The organism is Helicobacter apodemus (assembly GCF_003097575.1).
Taxonomy (GTDB): domain Bacteria; phylum Campylobacterota; class Campylobacteria; order Campylobacterales; family Helicobacteraceae; genus Helicobacter_D; species Helicobacter_D apodemus.
Window position 1 is genome coordinate 769823 of sequence record NZ_CP021886.1, and the last position, 17732, is coordinate 787554.

Consider the following 17732-nt stretch of genomic DNA (forward strand, 5'->3'; position numbering starts at 1 on the left):
AAATGCAAGCAAGAGAAGTTTTAGAAATTAGTAAAATTATTCCAGTCATTACCATTTATGATTTAAAAACAAGCATTGATTTAGCACAAGCCTTAGCCAAAGGAGGCATAAAGATTCTAGAAATCACACTACGCACCAAAGAAGCACTAGAAGCAATAAACCTTATATCCCAAGAAATGCCAGATATTATAGTAGGGGCAGGAACTATCCTAAATGCTAAAATGCTAGAACAAGCTAAAAATGCAGGGGCTAAATTCGCCATAAGTCCGGGCTTAAATGCCATTTTTGCTAAAGAAGCTAAAGCCATAGATTTACCCCTAATCCCAGGAGTTACTACCGCAGGTGAGCTAATGTTAGCTCTTGAATTTGACCTTAAAAATCTCAAGTTTTTTCCCGCAGAATCTTCAGGAGGAATACAAACGCTAAAGTCTTTCTTAGCTCCTTTTAGTAGTGTAAAATTTTGTCCAACAGGGGGTATAAATTTAAACAATATCAAAGAATACTTAACATTAGAAAATGTAGCCTGTGTAGGAGGCTCTTGGCTAACCCCTAAAGAACTAATTATCAACAAACAATGGGATGAAATCACCCAAATCGCACAAAAAAGCCTTGCTAGAAGCCAACAAACACCCCTTTTTAAAAACCAAAAGTTAAAAGTTAATTAAAAGTTAAAATAATCCCAATATTACTTAATAAAGTTTAAATTTTATGCTATACTAGAAATGTTAAAAATAACTTATGACAAATACATAGTAAAAATGCCTAAATCTCCTAATATAATATATATTAGGGGGGGGGGGCAAAAAAGGAGAAATTATGAGTAATAAATCTTTTTATGTAAGCCCTATTATAAATTCTGGGGGGGGGGGGCAATAATACTCCTATAGAGACTATCAAGGTTAATGTTAAAGATTATGTTTTAAACTTAGATTTTAAGAGTAATGTTAAAACATTAGATTCTAAAAGTAATCCTAAACCTTTAGATTCTCAAAGTTTAATCTCTCAATTATTTAATCCTAAGTTTTTAGATTCTAATTCTAATCTTAAACCTCTATACTCTAGGATTAATGTTAAAACATTAGATTCTAATCCCAAAATAAGAGATATTAATTTTAAATTATTAAATCCTAAATCTCTAAGCCCCTCTTTCCTCTCTTTAATCTGTGCAAGTGTTTTATTAACTATTCCTCATAGTATTAGTGCTAAAGATAATTGGGTAGCAATAGGTAATGATACTTTAGATACAACAACAGATACTAATGCTAATAAAGTAACAAAAGCACTTACTAATAAACAAATTTCTGCTTCACAAACTAAAGAATATAAAAACTTAGAAATTACTAATACTGGGAGTATTACTAATACAAATGCTAACTATGCTATCAATATTCAAAATAATGCTACGATAGAGAGTATTACCAATAAAGGATTAATTAGTGGGAGTGGGAATCATAATATTAGTATTAATACAAGCTCTATCCAATCTTTTGAAAATATTGGAACCATAACTAATACTAATACTGGTAAATTTAATTTTAATATCACTAAAGGAACTATTGATAAGTTTAGCAATAGTGGAATAATAGATTCTAAAGGTTATGGTATTGCTTTACAACCTAATACTACCATTACTAATTTTAACAACACAGGAACTATTCTTGCTAAAGAGACTGCTAGTAGAGATGCGGTATATATTAATAAAGCTACGATTAGTAGTTTTATTAATGGTGAGAATGGAATTATTAAGAGTGAGGGTAACAGAGGAGTAGGCATTAATATCTTAGGGGGGACTAGCATTACTAATTTTGAGAATAAGGGATTAATACAGACTGAAAAGAATACAGGTAATATAAAATTTACAACTATAACCTCTGCAATTAGGATTAATCCTGATACTACAATCCAAACACTCACCAATAAAGGCACAATAAAAGGGGGGAAAGTAGGAATCTATGCACTATCTGGTTATGGCAATAGTCAACACCATATTGGCACCATTGATAATCAAGGGCTTATTGAAGTAGATGATGATGCAGTAGCTGCTATAATGTTTGCTACATTTGCTTCACACCCAACTATTGAAAATATCACCAACTCTGGAACTATTAAAGGTGGAAATTATGGACTTTTAATAGAAAATGGAAAGATAAAAAATATGAGAGTTTCAGGCACTATAGAGGCTAAGAAAAATATTATTTCTTTTTTTAATGCAGATGCCTATGGTGAAAATCACCACACTGGTAACATCGAAAACATCACTATTGAAAATGGGGGACCTTAAAAGCAGGAGAGGATGCTATAAGGGTTACAGGAATATCAATGACTCCCTCCATAGGAAACCTTATTATCAAAGAAGGAGGAATCCTACAAGGAGGAGATAATCATTCAGCCATTGCAATTGATGCAAACCCACAACATAAATTTACAGGTAATATCCAAATTGAAGGAACACTAAAGGGTGGTAAGGCTATTACCAATCAATCTGTAATGGGTGGAAATATTACAATAGGGAGTAATGCTAAGGTAGAAGGAGGTATTGTAAATCAAGGAGGAAATATAGCAGGAAATATAGAGATACAAAAAGGGGCGAACTTTAAAGGAGATATTAAAAATGAAGATAGAGTTGTAACAAATAGTAATGGAACTACTACAACGATTGCTTCAAGTCTAAGTGGTTCTATTTCTAATGCTAGTGATAGTCCTTTAAATATTTCTAACTCTGGCAATAGTAGCATAGGAGGCTCTATCACTTCTTCCTCTAATGCTCCCTTAAGCATTACTAATTCTGATAATGCAAAGGTTGCAGGAAATATTGAAGTAAGTGGAGATGCTCCTATCGTTATTAAAAACGAAGGGAATGCCACCTTACAATCAGATATTATTAACTCTGGTTCTGGAAATCTCTCCCTTAGTAATACAGGGAATGCTAGTATAGGGGCTAATATTAAAAATAATGGAAGTGGTAGTTTAAGTATTAGTAATACAGGTAAAGTTAGTGATACTACGAAAATAGAAAGCAATGGAAGTGGTAAAGTAGAAGTTGAAGAATGGTTAGTCTCTACAAATTCTCAAGGAGAGGTTAAACCTTTAGAAATAACAGGAACTAATTTAAGTGTTGTAAGTGTTTCTAATGTTACCTTTGATGCAGGAAATATTACTAATCTCTCTTCTTTAGTTCAAGATCCTAAAAATGTTATTAATATTGATACTTCTCAAGATACTACTATAAGCAATCCTGCAGAGATTAATTCTAAAGTCTTTGCTAAAGCAGAATTTAAAACCAATGATCCTAGTGTTAATGTTAATGTTGATGCTTTAAGTAAAACTCTAAGCTTTTCTGTTGATGCTGCTAAGACTTCAGCAGCAGCATTAGGAAAAACACTCATTAGTAATACCCAAGCTAGAGCAAACTTTGTAAATGCTGTAATGGGTAATGCTATGAATGCGGTGAATTTAATCCATAATCAAGGAAGTGCTAATGTGTATTCTAACTTTAATAAGGCTTATGAGGAAGGAGCTATTTATGCAAACTTTGATAATTTAGGGAGTGATGCTTTACTTAGATCTAGTGAAACTAAAGATAAGAATCATTTAGCCTTTATGCTTCCTTATATCTCTAAGAGTAATACTTCTTTAAATGGAGGATTAACTTCTAAAGGACATACTAAAGGAGTAATCTTTGGTTATAGTTATTTAAATCCTAACAATAAAGATATTTATGGGATTTATGGAGGATATGATGATTTTAGTTCTAAAACTTATCCTTCAGATATTCTAGCTTTAAATAATAGAACCTATTATGCAGGAGTTAGGTATTATCATCCTTTTAATTATAAAGATTATGAACTCTTTTCTAAATTCTCTTCACAATTTGGTTTAATACAAAATGATATTTCTGAAAGGGTAGGACAAACAGAATTTAAAGGAGAACCTAAATCTTATGCTTATGATGCTAATGTTAATATGGGGATAAATATTAAGCTTAATACTAAGCATACTTTAACTCCAGAGATAGGTTTAGGTTATAATGGAGGATATTCTAAAGCTTATACGATGAGTAATGCCATCAATACTATTACAAGACGCAATTATACCCATAAGATGAATTTATTTAAAACTAAAACCTCTCTTTCTTTTTATAGTGATTGGCATAAACATTTTAAGACTTTAGTGTATGCAGGAGTAGATTGGACTATGAATCCTAATGTAGATAATCCTAAAGGGAGATATTCTAATATAGGGTATTATGGAGGAGGAGAGAGTAAATTAGATAATTTAGAATATGCTTTAGGGACTACTTTAGTTATTCCTTTAAATGATGCTTTTTATTTCTCTTTAAATTATGGAATGAATGGGACTAAGAATACCACTATGCATACAGGGTATGGGAAGTTTAATTATATGTGGTAGGGGAAAGGTAGCCATACTCTCTCTATTAAATATTAAAGAGAATATTAAAGAGAATATTAAAGAGAATATTAAAGAGAATATTAAAGAGAAAACAATTTGCGTTAATAACATTTAGAATAATCAAAAAGAGACAAAGATTAAGAGACAATAAAAGCACTAAGCTTTATTGACTCTTTAGTTGCTCTCATACCCCCCACCAAAGATAATACTTATCCCTCCTCCTCCCCAACATACAGCACACAATAAAAATAAAGTAAAAACCCAGCTACTACACTAAATAAAAATGCCTAAAAAGAACAGCCAACACTACACCCCACCAAATAACTAAAACCCCTATCCATTAGAGCTAATACACTACACTAAAGATAATGATTAACATAACATACCCACACAGCATAGTAAAGATAAAAAATAATAAGGGAGTAAGGATTATTAGTTCTTATAAAGTTTTAGCAGGTTATTTCTTTGAAAGCTTAAGTTTTGTTTGAATTTCTATTTGAATCTTTTGTTGGTTATTTATTATTCTTTTAAAGTTTATTGTAGGGTTAGGTTTAATAGAGTTTAAACCTTAAAAGGGTTTATCAAGGATAAGGGTTTAACTTCTCTATAAAGTATTACTTGCTTTATTTCTTAAGGATTGGTTTTGGTTGAGTGTTGAGTTATTCTTATTTAGGATTGGTTTGTTAAGACTTAGGTTTGTTTAGTGTTATTTACTTTATCCCTTAAGGGCTTTATTTAGTTTTGGTTATTCTTTGGTTATTCTTTGGTTGGTTAGGGTTGTTTGGTATTGGTTAGCTCTTTTAGGTAGTAATGTTTAGGTAGGTTTTATAAAATTCTTTTATCTTTAAGGGGTTAATGAGTTTTGGTTAGGATTGTTAGGTTTAGTTTGTTTGGTTATTTAGTTGGGTTTGGTTGCTCTCACACCCCCCACCAAAGATAATACTTATCCCTCCTCCTCCCCAATACACAGCACACACTAAAAATAAAGTAAAAACCCAGCTACTACAACACACTAAAAACAATAACTAAAACAATCTCACACGCTACCCCTACTTACTCTATTCCTTAAGAGTTGGTTGGTTTAGTTTGTTAGGTTAGTTTATTTTACTTACTCTTAGTTAGTATTACTTACTTTATCCTTTAAGGGTTTTATTTAGTTTTATTTAGTTTTATTTAGTTTTATTTAGTTTTATTTAGTTTTGGTTATTCTTTGGTTGGTTAGGGTTGGTTTGTTTAGTTTGTTTGGTTTATTAGGTTAGGATTGGTTAGCTCTTTTAGGTAGTAATGTTTAGGTAGCCATAGCTAAGATTGGTTAGGTTTGTTGGGTTTAATTAGTTTTAATCAAGCTTTCTTTTGTTGTATATAAGAAAGCTTTAGTAGGGTTATTGTTTGGTTAGGGTTGGTTAGTTTGTTAAGATTTAGGATTGTTTAGTGTTATTTACTTTTATTTAATCTTACTCACACAACAACAAAGATAATGATTAAAAACCACACTAAACCAAAGATAATACTTATCCCTCCTCCCCAGCCAACACACAGCATAACACTAAAAATAAAGATTATCCCCCCATATCCACACCATCTCTTAAATATTATTTAGTTTGGTGAGTTAGTTTTGGTTTTACTTGCTTTTGGTTATTCTTTGTTTGGTTAGGATTGGTTGGTTATTTAGTTGGGTTTGGTTACTCTCACACCCCCCACCAAAAAAAATAACGATTACTCACCACACACTACCACTTATGCTCACTTACCCTTATAGTATTGGTTAGGGTTGGGTTGTTTTAATTTAACATTATTTAGTGTTATTTACTCTTAGTTGCTCTCATACACAACAAAGATAAAGATTAACACACGACACCCACACAGCATATCAAAAATAAAGATTAAAAAACCAGTCGCTACACTATATCCACACATAACCCCTACTTATCCTTACTCTCTATGCTTAAACTTAACTAACCTTGCTCTTTATAATCTTTGTCTATTTTTAATTATTCTAAGTGTTATTAACGCAAATTGTTTTCTTTTTAATGTTCTCTTTAAGGTTTAGTATAGAGAGTATAAGTTTAAGTATAAAAAGGGAGTTTCAGTAAGGTTAATTAATAAAATTAAATAGCTTAAGAATCTTCCACAAATTCTTATTACTTCTTATACAGATATAGGGAATTTTTAAGGGCAAGGATAGAAAGGAATTATTGGTTTTAAGGTTTAAGTGTTAGATAAAAAGATTATTATAAAATCAATACAATAATAATACACAACATATTCATAATGATTTTAGAGAATATAAAGCTAACTCTTTTGCTACAAAAGTTTCTTTAAATACTTATAAATTACAACAACTCTCTAAAGATTCTATGTGTTCTAACTCAATACGGAGAATGAGGATATTTTTAGAAAAACTATCAATTCTTACCTTCAGTATTTTGCAAAATCTGTTATAATCTCTCTCCAAATTTCAAGGAGTGAAAAATGAAAAAACTTTCTTTAACGCTATTTTTAATGATATTACCCCTCTTTCTCTTAGGCTGTAAAAAAGAGGATAAACTAGTTGTAGCTACAGCAGCAAACTTTGCTCCTTTTGAATACAAAGAGGGTAAAGAGTTTAAAGGAATTGATATAGAAATTGCACAAGAAATTGCGAAACAATTAGGAAAAACTTTAGAAATCTTAGATATAGAATTTGATTCTGTGGTAAGTGCTATTAATAGTGGTAATGCAGATTTTGGAATGAGCGGATTAACGATTAATCCTACCCGTTCTAAAGTGATTGATTTTTCTATCCCTTATTATAATGCCGCACAAGTTGTAATTGTTAGGGAGGAAGATTATAATCCTGCATTAGAGGGAGATACACAAGCACTTATTGATTGGATTAAGGCAAAAAATGGGATTAAAATTGGGGTTCAGAGTGGGACAACGGGTGCCTTTTATGCAATGGGTGATGAAAGCTGGGGATTTGAAGGATTTAAAAACGCAGAGGTTAAAGGCTTTGTTAATGGAGGTTTAGCAACTAATGCCCTCACAAATAAGCAAATTGATTTAGTTATTATTGATGAGGCACCCGCTAGAATATTTGCTGCAACAAATCCTGCCACAAGAATCATTAACACCTACCTAACAGAGGAAAAATATGGGGTTGGGGTCAATAAAAACAACCCTATCCTATTACAACAAATCAACGATATTTTACAACAAATGCAAGAGAATGGCACAATGGAAAAAATCCTACAAAAATACTTCTAAGGTCTGCATTTGAGCGAAAAATTAGCAATTTTTTATCAAGAATTAATCCTAAAAGGCAGTTATCACCTTGTCCTTGAAGGAATTTTTGTTACGATTTTACTTTCAATTTGTGGATTATTTATCGGTATTATCATTGGCACACTCATCGCTATTTTAATCACTAAAAAAGAAAAAAACTCCTTGCAAAGGTATATTACGATAATAGTTAAAATGTATGTAGGGTTTTTTCGCGGGACTCCTATTGTGGTGCAACTCCTCTTTATTTACTTTGTTATTTTACCGCTTTTAGGATTAGCTGGAAGTAGTGCATTACTTGTAGCAGTTATTATTTTTGGTTTAAATAGTGGGGCTTATGTTAGTGAGATTATGCGTAGTGGAATTTTGAGTATTGATAGAGGACAAAATGAAGCTGCTAGGGCGTTAGGGTTAAACGCTAACCAAAGTATGCGTTTTGTCGTTTTCCCCCAAGCTTTTAAAAATGCTCTGCCAAACTTAGGCAATGAATTTGTTACACTTTTGAAAGAAACTTCTGTGGCTAATTACATTACCGTGCATGACTTAACCTATGCCTTTAGGGTTATTGGGAGTTCAAGTTATGAATATATGGTGCCATACTTTTCTTTAGCGCTTTGTTATTTAGTACTTGTTTTAATAGCTAGTTATTGTATTAGTCTTTATGAGAGAAAATTAAGAAAAAGTGAAAATTAGGGTCAATGGAAATTAAAGTAAATGATAGAAGTTAAAGAACTTATTAAAAAATATCAGCAAAAAATTGTGCTTAATAAGATTAATATAACTTTCCATAAAGGTGAAAAAGTAGTGATTATAGGACCTAGTGGGGGAGGAAAAAGCACTTTTTTGCGTTGCCTTAATCTACTAGAGATTCCAGATAGTGGGGAGATATGGCTTAATGATAAAAGAATCTCTAATTTAAGCCCTAATCTCTACCCAGATCTTCAAAATATCTCTAAAAATGCCTTGAAATTAAAGATTAAAGAATATGACTTAAAAATGCGTCAAGACATTGATGAAGCAAGAAGTAAAATGGGGATGGTTTTTCAACATTTTAACCTCTTTAATAATCTCAATGTTTTAGATAATATCACCTTAGCACCCATACAGCTAAAAAAAGCAACCCCCCAAGAAGCCCAAGAAATTGCAAAGGCTCTCTTAGAAAAAATTGATTTATATGATAAAAGAAACGAATACCCCTCCCGCCTTAGTGGTGGGCAAAAACAACGAATCGCTATTGCTAGGGCTTTAGCGATGAAACCTGAAGTTATGCTCTTTGATGAACCAACCAGTGCGTTAGATCCAGAAATGATAGGAGGAGTATTAGAACTAATGAAAGACTTAGCTAATGAGGGAATGAGTATGATTTGTGTAACACACGAAATGAGTTTTGCTAAAGAAGTTGCTACACGCGTATTGTTTATGGAAAATGGTAGTATTTTAGAAGACCAATCTCCCCATCTACTCTTTAATCACCCAAAAAACGAACGATTAAAATTTTTCTTAAGCCATATTAGGAGCTAATTTCAAAAACAAAATACTTAAATCCACTAATACCTACAATCTCTACGCTTAAAGATAATACCAATAACATAATCAACTTCCAGTTCTTTAAAAGGATAAAAAACTTTTTCCAACCAAAATAATGCAAAGTAAGTAATAAAAGCACCATTCCGCTAATACTTCCAGCTAATGCTAATCCAAAGGCTTGAAAAAATTGCATTAAAACCAAAGAACAAAGCACACCTACCCCCAAAGAAAAAGCAGAAATTTTAGCCGCTAGAGATTGTTGATTTTGCGAATAAAGCCATAAAGAAAAGATTTTAGCTAATCCAAAAGGCAAAAGCCCAACCATATAAGCACTAAACACAGAAGCGGTCAGAAGTGTATCCTCACGCAAAAATTTCCCCCTTTCAAATAAAAGCCAAATAATCTCCCTTTGTAATAAAATACCCCCTACTACACAGATACTTAACAAAAAACATAAAAGCCAAAAAGGTTTTTTCAAAGCATTTAAGGCTACATCCTCTTTTTTATCTTTAAGGCATTTTGCAATAAAAGGAAAAAGTGCTACAGAAGTAGCAATAGCAAAAACCGCTAAAGGGAGTTGAAAGATTCTATTAGCATAATACAAATAAGAAATAGTGCCACTGCTTAAAAAGGAAGCCAACAAGGTATCCACAAAAGAAGCGATTTGTGCGGTAGAACTTCCAATCATAGCTGGAAAAAACTGCTTATAAAAAGATTTTACGCTTTTATAAATAAAATCCTTTTTGCGCTTTAATTCTTTTACTCCCACACAAAATAGCTTAAAAAATTTCAACCTCCACAAAGGATAAAGATGCAATAAAATCTGCCCAACTCCACCAGCTAAAACCCCATAACTTAGATATAAAACACTTGTATAAGAATCGGAATTTTGTGCTAAAAGCAATGAGATAATCATCGCTATATTTAACATTGCAGGGGAATACGCCCAAGCGGTGAAGTTATGTTTATACTGCAAGATTGCCCCTAAAAAGGTTACGATAAAGATTAATAATAAATACCAAAAATTAATAACCACCAAAGGTGCGGTTAAAGCAATAAGCTCTTCAGAAAATCCATAAGCTAAAAGCTTTGTTATCTCCCAAGAAAACACCCACACCAACAACAAAAAAAACAAGAGCAAAAGGCAAAAATTCAAAAAAATTTTAAGAGCAAATCCCCCTTTATATCTAGCTTTTAAAAAACTCGGCAAAAAAGATTGATTAAAAGCCCCCTCACCAAAGATTCTACGAAATAAATTAGGGAATTTAAAAGCTACAAAAAAAATATCACTATAAATTCCCGCCCCAAGAATAGTAGCCATCAACAAATCGCGTATAAACCCTAATATTCTTGATATTAAAATTCCGCTACTATTGGTTAAAAAAGCTTTAAAAAACACCTTGCCTCTTTTAATTTTATACTTCTTATAGTAATTTTACATTACAATACTAAAAAATTATTTTTACATAAAAAGGTTTTAGAATATGTTAAACAAAAAACCAAGCTCGACATTTCAGCCTTACTATGTTAATGAATGTGAAAATATTAAATTAGCCATTAAACAAGTAGCCTCAAAATTTAATAAAGACCCTAATACTTTAGATTTTGATTTACAAAGTATTATAACTTACAAAAAAACTTCTCAAGATCAACAATTAAAGCTTATTCCACAAAATGAAGTTAATCTTTTTTTAAATAATCGCAATAATCTTTTAGACTCAAATTTAACTATTACCCAACATTATTGCATTACAATCAAAGAACAATCCAAAAAACAGAGGCAATTCCATTTTCAAGCCGATAAAATATTTTCAGAAATTTTTTTAATCTTTAGGGTAGGTTTTACTTATACCGATACCATCTTTGAATCCCTCTATGAAGAAATAAGGAAAATAAAAGTTTGGAATAAAATCCTCATTTTTAACGAATTTGCAGAAAAAAAAACCTTAAAAGAGTTTTTATCTAGCTTAGAATACCCCCTAAAACAAGAAGCAAAATATCTCTTAGTTCAAGGTATCAATCTTCTACCAACCCTAGAATCTAAACTTGAATTTAAAAAAGAAATAACAAAAAATTTTCAAACCATTAATAAAAATGAAATTATTTGTATTTATCATAAAGCCTTGCAAGGCAAACCCGGTAGAAATGCTCGTGGAGAATATATTATCCCAGAAGTGCCAAAAACACTCCATCAAAATAGCCCTCTAAAATATGATAGTGCAAGTATCAAAGCTAAAGAATATCCCAATGCCATCTATTATCTATCAGCCATAGGAGGGATTTTAAAATATGATAAAGATTATTTGCAAATTCAAGATACTTTTGAAGTTAAAGAAGTAAGCCTTAAAACGACAGGTTCGCTCATAGGAGGAATTGATAGCGGCACTACTATTAATATTACAGAAGCAGATAGCCTCAAAGAATCTTTAGGGCAAGGAATGAAAGTAGAAGCCTCAAGAGTTAATATCGCTGGAAACATTGGTGCTTACACAGAAATAAAAGCCAAAGAAGTCAATGTAGGAGGATTTACACACCAAAGCTCAAAAATTTATACCCAAAATGCCACCATTAAAATACATAAAGGTTATGTATATGGAGAGATCATTAAAATACAAAATCTTGAAACAGGTATTATCGAGGGAAAAAGAGTAGAAATAGAACAAATGTATGGGGGAAAAGTTTATGCAGAGGAGATTTTTATTCAAAAACTCTATGCTAATGCCTTTTTATACGCAACAAAGAATATTAAAATTGCCACAATGTTAAAAGGAGAAAATAAATTTTTCATCGCTGCTAATTACAGCCCACAAGCTAAAGAATATTATAATACACTTATAAAGACAAAGAATAACTCAATGCAACAAGTTATTATTTTAACTAAAGAACTAAAAGCAGAGATCTCACATATCCAAAAACTCAAGCCAACTGCAGATGAGACAAGAAAAAACCTAATGTTTTATAAAAACACCAAAACAACCCCTCCTAGTTATCTTCTTAAAGAATTTGAAGCCTATCATCAACTTGTTCTTGACCTCAAACACAAACAAGAAACAATCAACCAACTTAGCCAAACTTATAAACAATCACTAAAAGACTTAAACGCTTTTGATGAGGCAACACAAAATGCAACAATTGAAATACAAAGCGGTTGGGTAGGATATAACGAAGTGCATTATCACTTCTATTCACCAAAGCTAGAATTAATGCTTATCCCAAAACCTAACCAACCCAAAAAAGTTTCTTATAATAAACAAACTAAACAACTAATTTTGCAGGAGTAACAATGATTATAGCATTAGAAGGTGAAATATTTTTAAAAGAACCCACAAAGATTGCCCTAAAATGTGCAGGAGTAGTTTATGAAGTTTTCATCTCCTTACAAACAAGCAATCAAATTTCCCAAAAAATAGGTGAAACACTAACCCTCTTAACAACGCATATCTTGCGTGAAGATGCTCAAATACTCTTTGGTTTTTTAGAAAAAAATGAACAAAAGCTTTTTGATACTCTCATCAAAATTAATGGCGTAGGACCAAAAGTAGCAATGGCAATCCTCTCAACTTATACCCCACAAACTTTTGCAAAAGTCGTTGAAAGCAACGATATTACATCTATGCAAAGGGTGCCAGGAATTGGACCAAAAAGTGCAGGTAGAATCTTAGTAGAACTCTCTGGTTGGTCTTTAGAGCTTAGCCATAATACACTACCAAAAGAAGATTCTAATCTCCATCAAGTTATCTTAGCCCTAGAATCCCTAGGCTATAAAAATGATATTATCCACAAGGCAACAAAAGATTTAGAGCCTAATGAAGTAGGACAAATGGTAAAAGCTGCCTTAAAAAAAATACAAGGTTTATAAATGAGCAAAAAACTGCATTTAATTTCGCTTGGTTGCACTAAAAATCTCGTTGATAGTGAGGTTATGCTAGGGAAATTAAAAGATTATGAAAATACCCAAAATTTAAGCGAAGCGGATTTAGTTATCATTAATACCTGTGGCTTCATTGAAGCGGCTAAAAAAGAAAGTATTGGAGAGATTTTAAACGCTCTAGAAAACAAAAAAGAAAATGCACTTTTAATCGCAAGTGGTTGCTTAAGCGAACGTTATGCTAAAGAGCTAAAAGAGGAGATTCCACAAATTGATATTATTACAGGCGTTGGGGATTATGATAAGATTGATAAACTCATACAAGAGAGAAAACAAAGTGGAAAAACTATTGTTTCTAACCAAAAAGGAACTTTTTTAATACAAAACAATATGCGTATTATTAGTAATTCTACAATCCACGCTTATATTAAACTCTCTGAAGGATGCAACCAAAAATGCAGCTTTTGTGCTATCCCCTCCTTTAAAGGAAAGCTGCATTCAAGAACACTTGATTCAACCCTTAAAGAAGTGAAAAATCTCGCCTTAAAAGGTTTTAGAGACTTTACTTTTATCTCCCAAGATTCAAGCTCATACCTAAGAGATTTTGGCATTAAAGATGGATTAGTGGATTTAATTGAAGGGATTGAAAATCTAGTTTATGAAGGAATCCCTATTAAAAGTGCAAGGATTTTATATCTCTACCCCGCAACAACTTCTGCAAAACTTATTCAAAAAATCATTCAATCCCCTGTTTTTCATAATTATTTTGATATGCCCTTGCAACATAGCTCTCAAAAAGTTTTACAACAAATGGGGCGCAATGGGGGATTTAAAAATCTTTTAAAATTAATGCAAAAAGCTCCCAATAGTTTTATCCGCACAAGCTTTATCATAGGGCATCCCGGAGAGGAAGAAGAAGACTTCAAAGAACTTTGCGATTTTGTAGAATCTTTTCACTTTGATAGGATAAATTTCTTTAGCTTTTCTTGTGAAGAAGGGACAAAAAGTGCGATGATGGAACAAATCCCACAAAAAATTAAAAATATAAGGCTAAAACAAATCCATACTCTTTTTCAAAAGCAATACCAACAAAGCCTAAAAAATTTAGTAGGCAAAGAAATTACTGCCATATTAGAGGGCATTAGTGAGGAAAGTGAATACTTCTATAAAGCAAGGGATATACGATTTGCTCCAGAAATTGATGGAGAGATTTTAATTAATGATAAAACCTTTGAAGAATCTTTAGAATTTGGATTTTATCGCATAAAAATAACAGAAATTGTAGGGGATACTCTTATAGGTTGTGTTATTGGAAAAGCCTAAATTAGAGTTTTTAGAAATCCTAAGAGGAGGGAAAAATCTCTTAGCTTTCTCAAGTGGAGCTGATTCTACCGCACTTTATTTTTTGTTAAAATCTTATGGCATTAACTTTGATATAGCTATTGTAGATTATGGCACGAGGTGTCAATCCATCTTAGAAATACAAAGGGCAAAAACACTCTGTTTTTGGGATAATAAACAATGCCATATTTTAAAATCTCCAAAAATAGAAAAGAACTTCGAGCATAATGCAAGAATTATCCGCTATGAATTTTTTCAAAGCCTAGCTTTAAAAGAAACTTATACTAATATTGTCTTAGCACACCAACTTGATGATAAGTTTGAATGGTTTTTAATGCAGTTTTGTAAAGGAACAAATATCAATGCTATGCTGATACAGCCTCACATCACCCAAAGAATCAAAGACTATGAGTATAATATTCTCCGCCCTATGCTAGGTATTAGCAAACAAGAAATTTTAAACTATCTAAGAGAGCAAAAAATCTTTTATTTTGAAGATTTTAGCAACTCTAATACGCATTTTAAACGCAATTATTTTCGCCACCATTTTACCCATAAGATTTTAGAAGAGTTTAAAAAGGGAATTGCTTTTAGCTTTAAGCTTTTAGAGGAATCTAAATTTGCATTAGCACTTGATGATTTAGGAGGATATTATTGTTTTGCTTCTTCACCAAAAGACTTATATGCCATTGATTTAGCTTATAAAAAATTAGGGTATATCCTCTCAAAAAAGCAAAAATTTCAAATCCAAAAATACTTAAACCTGCAAGAATATTCCTTAGTATTTGGGGACAAAATTGCTTTAGAAAAAAGAAATAATAAAATTTATATATTTCCCTACCTCTTAAATATTAGGATAAATAAACAAGAAAGGGAGATTTATAGAAAAATGAATCTCCCCAAAAAATTCCGCCAATTTTACCATTACCAACAATCCTTAAAAAAGCTCCCAACATAAGGTCTTTAAGATAATTAAAGAACCAAAAATAAACTTTTTATTAACTTTTCATAATAATTACAATCTTTTAAGACTGAATAATTATAATTTCATTTATAAAATAATCTAATTTATACAAAACAGGGGGATTTATGTTTAAAAATCTAAAAATTGGCACAAAAGTTACTATCATTGTTTCATTAGTTTTTATTCTTTGTTTGGGGTCTTTGTCTATTATTATCTCTATTGTTACTTGTAATATTCAATCAAAAAGTAGCGAAGATTTACTAGAAATGGTTTCTCAAGATGCCGCTAAAAGTTCTCTCATAGTTTTTAATGAAGTTTATACAGCACTTGCAAATTCTCACGGAAGAATCCAAATGCTTATCCAAAATTCTTCTAATAACAAATTACAATCTTTAACAGAAAGCGTCGTAAATGTCCTAGATAATAATAATTGGGGAACTTATAGTTATATTTATATAAAAGATGCAAATTTCATTGGGGATACAATACCCTCTGCATATAAATTAAACAATGGTGGATTTATGTTAATAGCTAAAGATAATGACGTTCAAAATCCAGGTGGTATAGTAATGATAGCACCAGATGAAGTAATTACAGATTTTAGAAGCGTTCAGCAAACATTAAAAACCGGAAAAATATCTATGGGTAATCCAAGCATACAAAGTGTCGGGGGAGAATCACCTCATTTGGGAATTGCCATTAACTTTCCTTTAAAAGATCGACAAAATATCACGCAAGGTGTTGTTGGAATATTTATTAATTTAGAGAACCTATCGAAAGAACTCAATAACAATGAATATTCATTTTTTAATGATGACTATAGAATCCTAGTTTCAGAAGATTTAACAATCGCTTCACATCCCAACAAAGATTTTCTTGTAAAAAATTTCTCTAATGCTATCAATTCAAAAAATGATAACACCTTAATAGATGCTATTAAAAATCGCCAAAATGGAGTATTTTCTTTTATAGACTACAAAGGGCAAAAAAATTTAGTTGCGGTAACGAATTTTGAAATTGGTTATAGAACAGGTATTTTTTGGAATACTCTAGCTTTAGCTCCCATAGATTCCATTTATGCCAATGTTTATAAATTAAATTATATTATCTTAGGTTGCAGTATTGTTATTTTATTAATATTAATCTTGGTATTATTCTTCTATATACACAGAAATATAACAATAAGAATTACTAATATCTCAAACCATCTTTTTAAGTTTTTTAGAGCCTTGCAACATAAAGGCGAATATCCATCTAACTTAAAACCAAGATCTAACGACGAATTTGGTCAAATGGCAGTAGCCATTAATGAAAATATTCAAAAAACCCAAAAAGGCTTAGAACAAGATACAAAAGCTGTAGAACAATCTGTAGCCACTGCTAAAGAAATAGAAGCAGGAAATCTTACAGCAAGAATTACAGAAACTCCTCATAATCCTCAATTAGTAGAATTAAAAAATGTTTTGAACCAAATGTTAGAAACTTTACAATCTAAAGTAGGTTCTAATATGAATGAAATTAATAGGGTTTTTGAATCTTATAAATCCCTAGACTTTACAACAGAGATTCCTAATGCTAGAGGAAGTGTAGAAGTAACAACTAATACTTTAGGGCAAGAGATTAAAGCTATGCTTCAAACAAGTGCTACTTCTGCTAAGAGCTTAGGGGAACAATCTAATGCTTTACAAGAAGCTATGAAGCGATTAACAGAAGGCTCTCATACCCAAGCTAATTCTTTAGAAGAATCCGCTACTGCTATTGAAGAAATCTCTAGCTCTATGCAAAATGTTAGTGATAAGACAGGAGAGGTTACAAGACAAGCAGAGGATATTAAAAATATCGTAAGTGTGATTAAAGATATTGCCGATCAAACTAATCTCTTAGCATTAAATGCAGCTATTGAAGCAGCAAGAGCAGGAGAACACGGAAGAGGCTTTGCAGTTGTTGCAGATGAAGTTAGAAAATTAGCAGAGAGAACAGGAAAGTCTTTAAATGAGATTGAAGCTAATGTTAATGTCTTAGTGCAAGGTATTAATGATATGAGTGAATCTATTAAAGAACAAACAGAGGGTATTTCACAAATTAATGAAGCTATTAATCAATTAGAGGGTGTTACACAAAATAATGTAGAGATTGTTAATGATACCAATAGTGTTACACAAAATGTTAATGCTATAGCTCAAGAGATATTAGAAGATGTTAATAAGAAGAAGTTTTAGAAGGTTTGTTTGTCTAAAGGAAAATTCAATCAAACTCATAAAATATTTTTTTATATTGAGATTTAATGAATTTAGTTGTATAATGCCAACAAATCTAAAATTTAGCTATAGGGAGATTTCAAATGTTTAAATCTTTAAGTAT

General features: G+C 31.4%; 12 protein-coding genes and 1 pseudogene. 12 read left to right on the forward strand and 1 reads right to left on the reverse strand.

Features of this window, described 5'->3' with window-relative positions:
* Window positions 1-2 precede the first annotated feature (2 nt).
* The 6 genes from CDV25_RS03710 to CDV25_RS03735 all read left to right on the forward strand — a co-directional run bounded on the left by CDV25_RS03710 (window position 3) and on the right by CDV25_RS03735 (window position 9192).
* On the forward strand, window positions 3-665 hold the full coding sequence (locus CDV25_RS03710; RefSeq protein WP_108910825.1) for a bifunctional 4-hydroxy-2-oxoglutarate aldolase/2-dehydro-3-deoxy-phosphogluconate aldolase: 663 nt from the start codon (window positions 3-5) through the stop codon (window positions 663-665).
* 1382 nt (window positions 666-2047) lie between these two features.
* Window positions 2048-2281 carry a hypothetical protein gene (locus CDV25_RS03715; RefSeq protein ID WP_108910826.1) on the forward strand — a complete coding sequence of 78 codons (234 nt, stop codon included), beginning with the start codon at window positions 2048-2050 and terminating at the stop codon, window positions 2279-2281.
* Between the two features lie 38 nt (window positions 2282-2319).
* The gene (locus CDV25_RS03720) at window positions 2320-4410 is read left to right on the forward strand and encodes a hypothetical protein (RefSeq protein ID WP_108910827.1); all 2091 of its coding nucleotides are present in this window, start codon (window positions 2320-2322) and stop codon (window positions 4408-4410) included.
* 2472 nt (window positions 4411-6882) lie between these two features.
* Complete coding sequence (locus tag CDV25_RS03725) at window positions 6883-7656, forward strand: transporter substrate-binding domain-containing protein (RefSeq protein ID WP_108910828.1); 774 nt, start codon at window positions 6883-6885, stop codon at window positions 7654-7656.
* Between the two features lie 9 nt (window positions 7657-7665).
* Window positions 7666-8364 (forward strand): amino acid ABC transporter permease, encoded by a 699-nt coding sequence (locus CDV25_RS03730; protein WP_238700796.1) that lies wholly within the window; start codon window positions 7666-7668, stop codon window positions 8362-8364.
* 21 nt (window positions 8365-8385) lie between these two features.
* Window positions 8386-9192, forward strand: a complete 807-nt coding sequence (locus tag CDV25_RS03735) for an amino acid ABC transporter ATP-binding protein (RefSeq protein WP_108910829.1) — start codon at window positions 8386-8388, stop codon at window positions 9190-9192.
* Here the strand turns inward: CDV25_RS03735 and murJ are convergent.
* Entirely contained in the window at window positions 9182-10597 is a 1416-nt protein-coding gene (gene murJ, locus CDV25_RS03740) for a murein biosynthesis integral membrane protein MurJ (RefSeq protein WP_108910830.1), read from the reverse strand. The genes CDV25_RS03735 and murJ overlap by 11 nt on opposite strands.
* 85 nt (window positions 10598-10682) lie before the next feature.
* Between murJ and CDV25_RS03745 the strand changes: the two genes are divergently transcribed.
* The 6 genes and pseudogenes from CDV25_RS03745 (at window position 10683) to CDV25_RS10895 (ending at window position 17590) form a co-directional block, all read left to right on the forward strand.
* Window positions 10683-12479, forward strand: a complete 1797-nt coding sequence (locus CDV25_RS03745; protein WP_108910831.1) for a FapA family protein — start codon at window positions 10683-10685, stop codon at window positions 12477-12479.
* Window positions 12480-12481: 2 nt separating this feature from the next.
* Complete coding sequence (gene ruvA, locus CDV25_RS03750) at window positions 12482-13057, forward strand: Holliday junction branch migration protein RuvA (protein WP_108910832.1); 576 nt, start codon at window positions 12482-12484, stop codon at window positions 13055-13057.
* Entirely contained in the window at window positions 13058-14389 is a 1332-nt protein-coding gene (gene rimO / locus CDV25_RS03755) for a 30S ribosomal protein S12 methylthiotransferase RimO (protein ID WP_108910833.1), read from the forward strand.
* Window positions 14376-15365 (forward strand): tRNA lysidine(34) synthetase TilS, encoded by a 990-nt coding sequence (gene tilS / locus CDV25_RS03760; protein ID WP_108910834.1) that lies wholly within the window; start codon window positions 14376-14378, stop codon window positions 15363-15365. The genes rimO and tilS overlap by 14 nt, the downstream gene beginning before the upstream one ends.
* Window positions 15366-16663: 1298 nt before the next feature.
* Window positions 16664-16807 (forward strand): annotated as a pseudogene (locus CDV25_RS10890) (hypothetical protein); the annotation flags it as partial.
* Window positions 16808-16999: 192 nt separating this feature from the next.
* Window positions 17000-17590, forward strand: a complete 591-nt coding sequence (locus CDV25_RS10895) for a methyl-accepting chemotaxis protein (RefSeq protein ID WP_432805891.1) — start codon at window positions 17000-17002, stop codon at window positions 17588-17590.
* Window positions 17591-17732 lie beyond the last annotated feature (142 nt).

Excerpts from the sequence above, each read along its gene's own strand:
- CDV25_RS03725 (WP_108910828.1), top strand. The coding sequence starts at position 6,883 with ATGAAAAAACTTTCTTTAACGCTATTTTTAATGATATTACCCCTCTTT.
- CDV25_RS03710 (WP_108910825.1), top strand. The coding sequence starts at position 3 with ATGCAAGCAAGAGAAGTTTTAGAAATTAGTAAAATTATTCCAGTCATT.
- rimO (WP_108910833.1), top strand. The coding sequence starts at position 13,058 with ATGAGCAAAAAACTGCATTTAATTTCGCTTGGTTGCACTAAAAATCTC.
- CDV25_RS03715 (WP_108910826.1), top strand. The coding sequence starts at position 2,048 with ATGTTTGCTACATTTGCTTCACACCCAACTATTGAAAATATCACCAAC.
- CDV25_RS10895 (WP_432805891.1), top strand. The coding sequence starts at position 17,000 with ATGCTTCAAACAAGTGCTACTTCTGCTAAGAGCTTAGGGGAACAATCT.
- CDV25_RS03720 (WP_108910827.1), top strand. The coding sequence starts at position 2,320 with ATGACTCCCTCCATAGGAAACCTTATTATCAAAGAAGGAGGAATCCTA.
- CDV25_RS03735 (WP_108910829.1), top strand. The coding sequence starts at position 8,386 with ATGATAGAAGTTAAAGAACTTATTAAAAAATATCAGCAAAAAATTGTG.
- CDV25_RS03745 (WP_108910831.1), top strand. The coding sequence starts at position 10,683 with ATGTTAAACAAAAAACCAAGCTCGACATTTCAGCCTTACTATGTTAAT.
- ruvA (WP_108910832.1), top strand. The coding sequence starts at position 12,482 with ATGATTATAGCATTAGAAGGTGAAATATTTTTAAAAGAACCCACAAAG.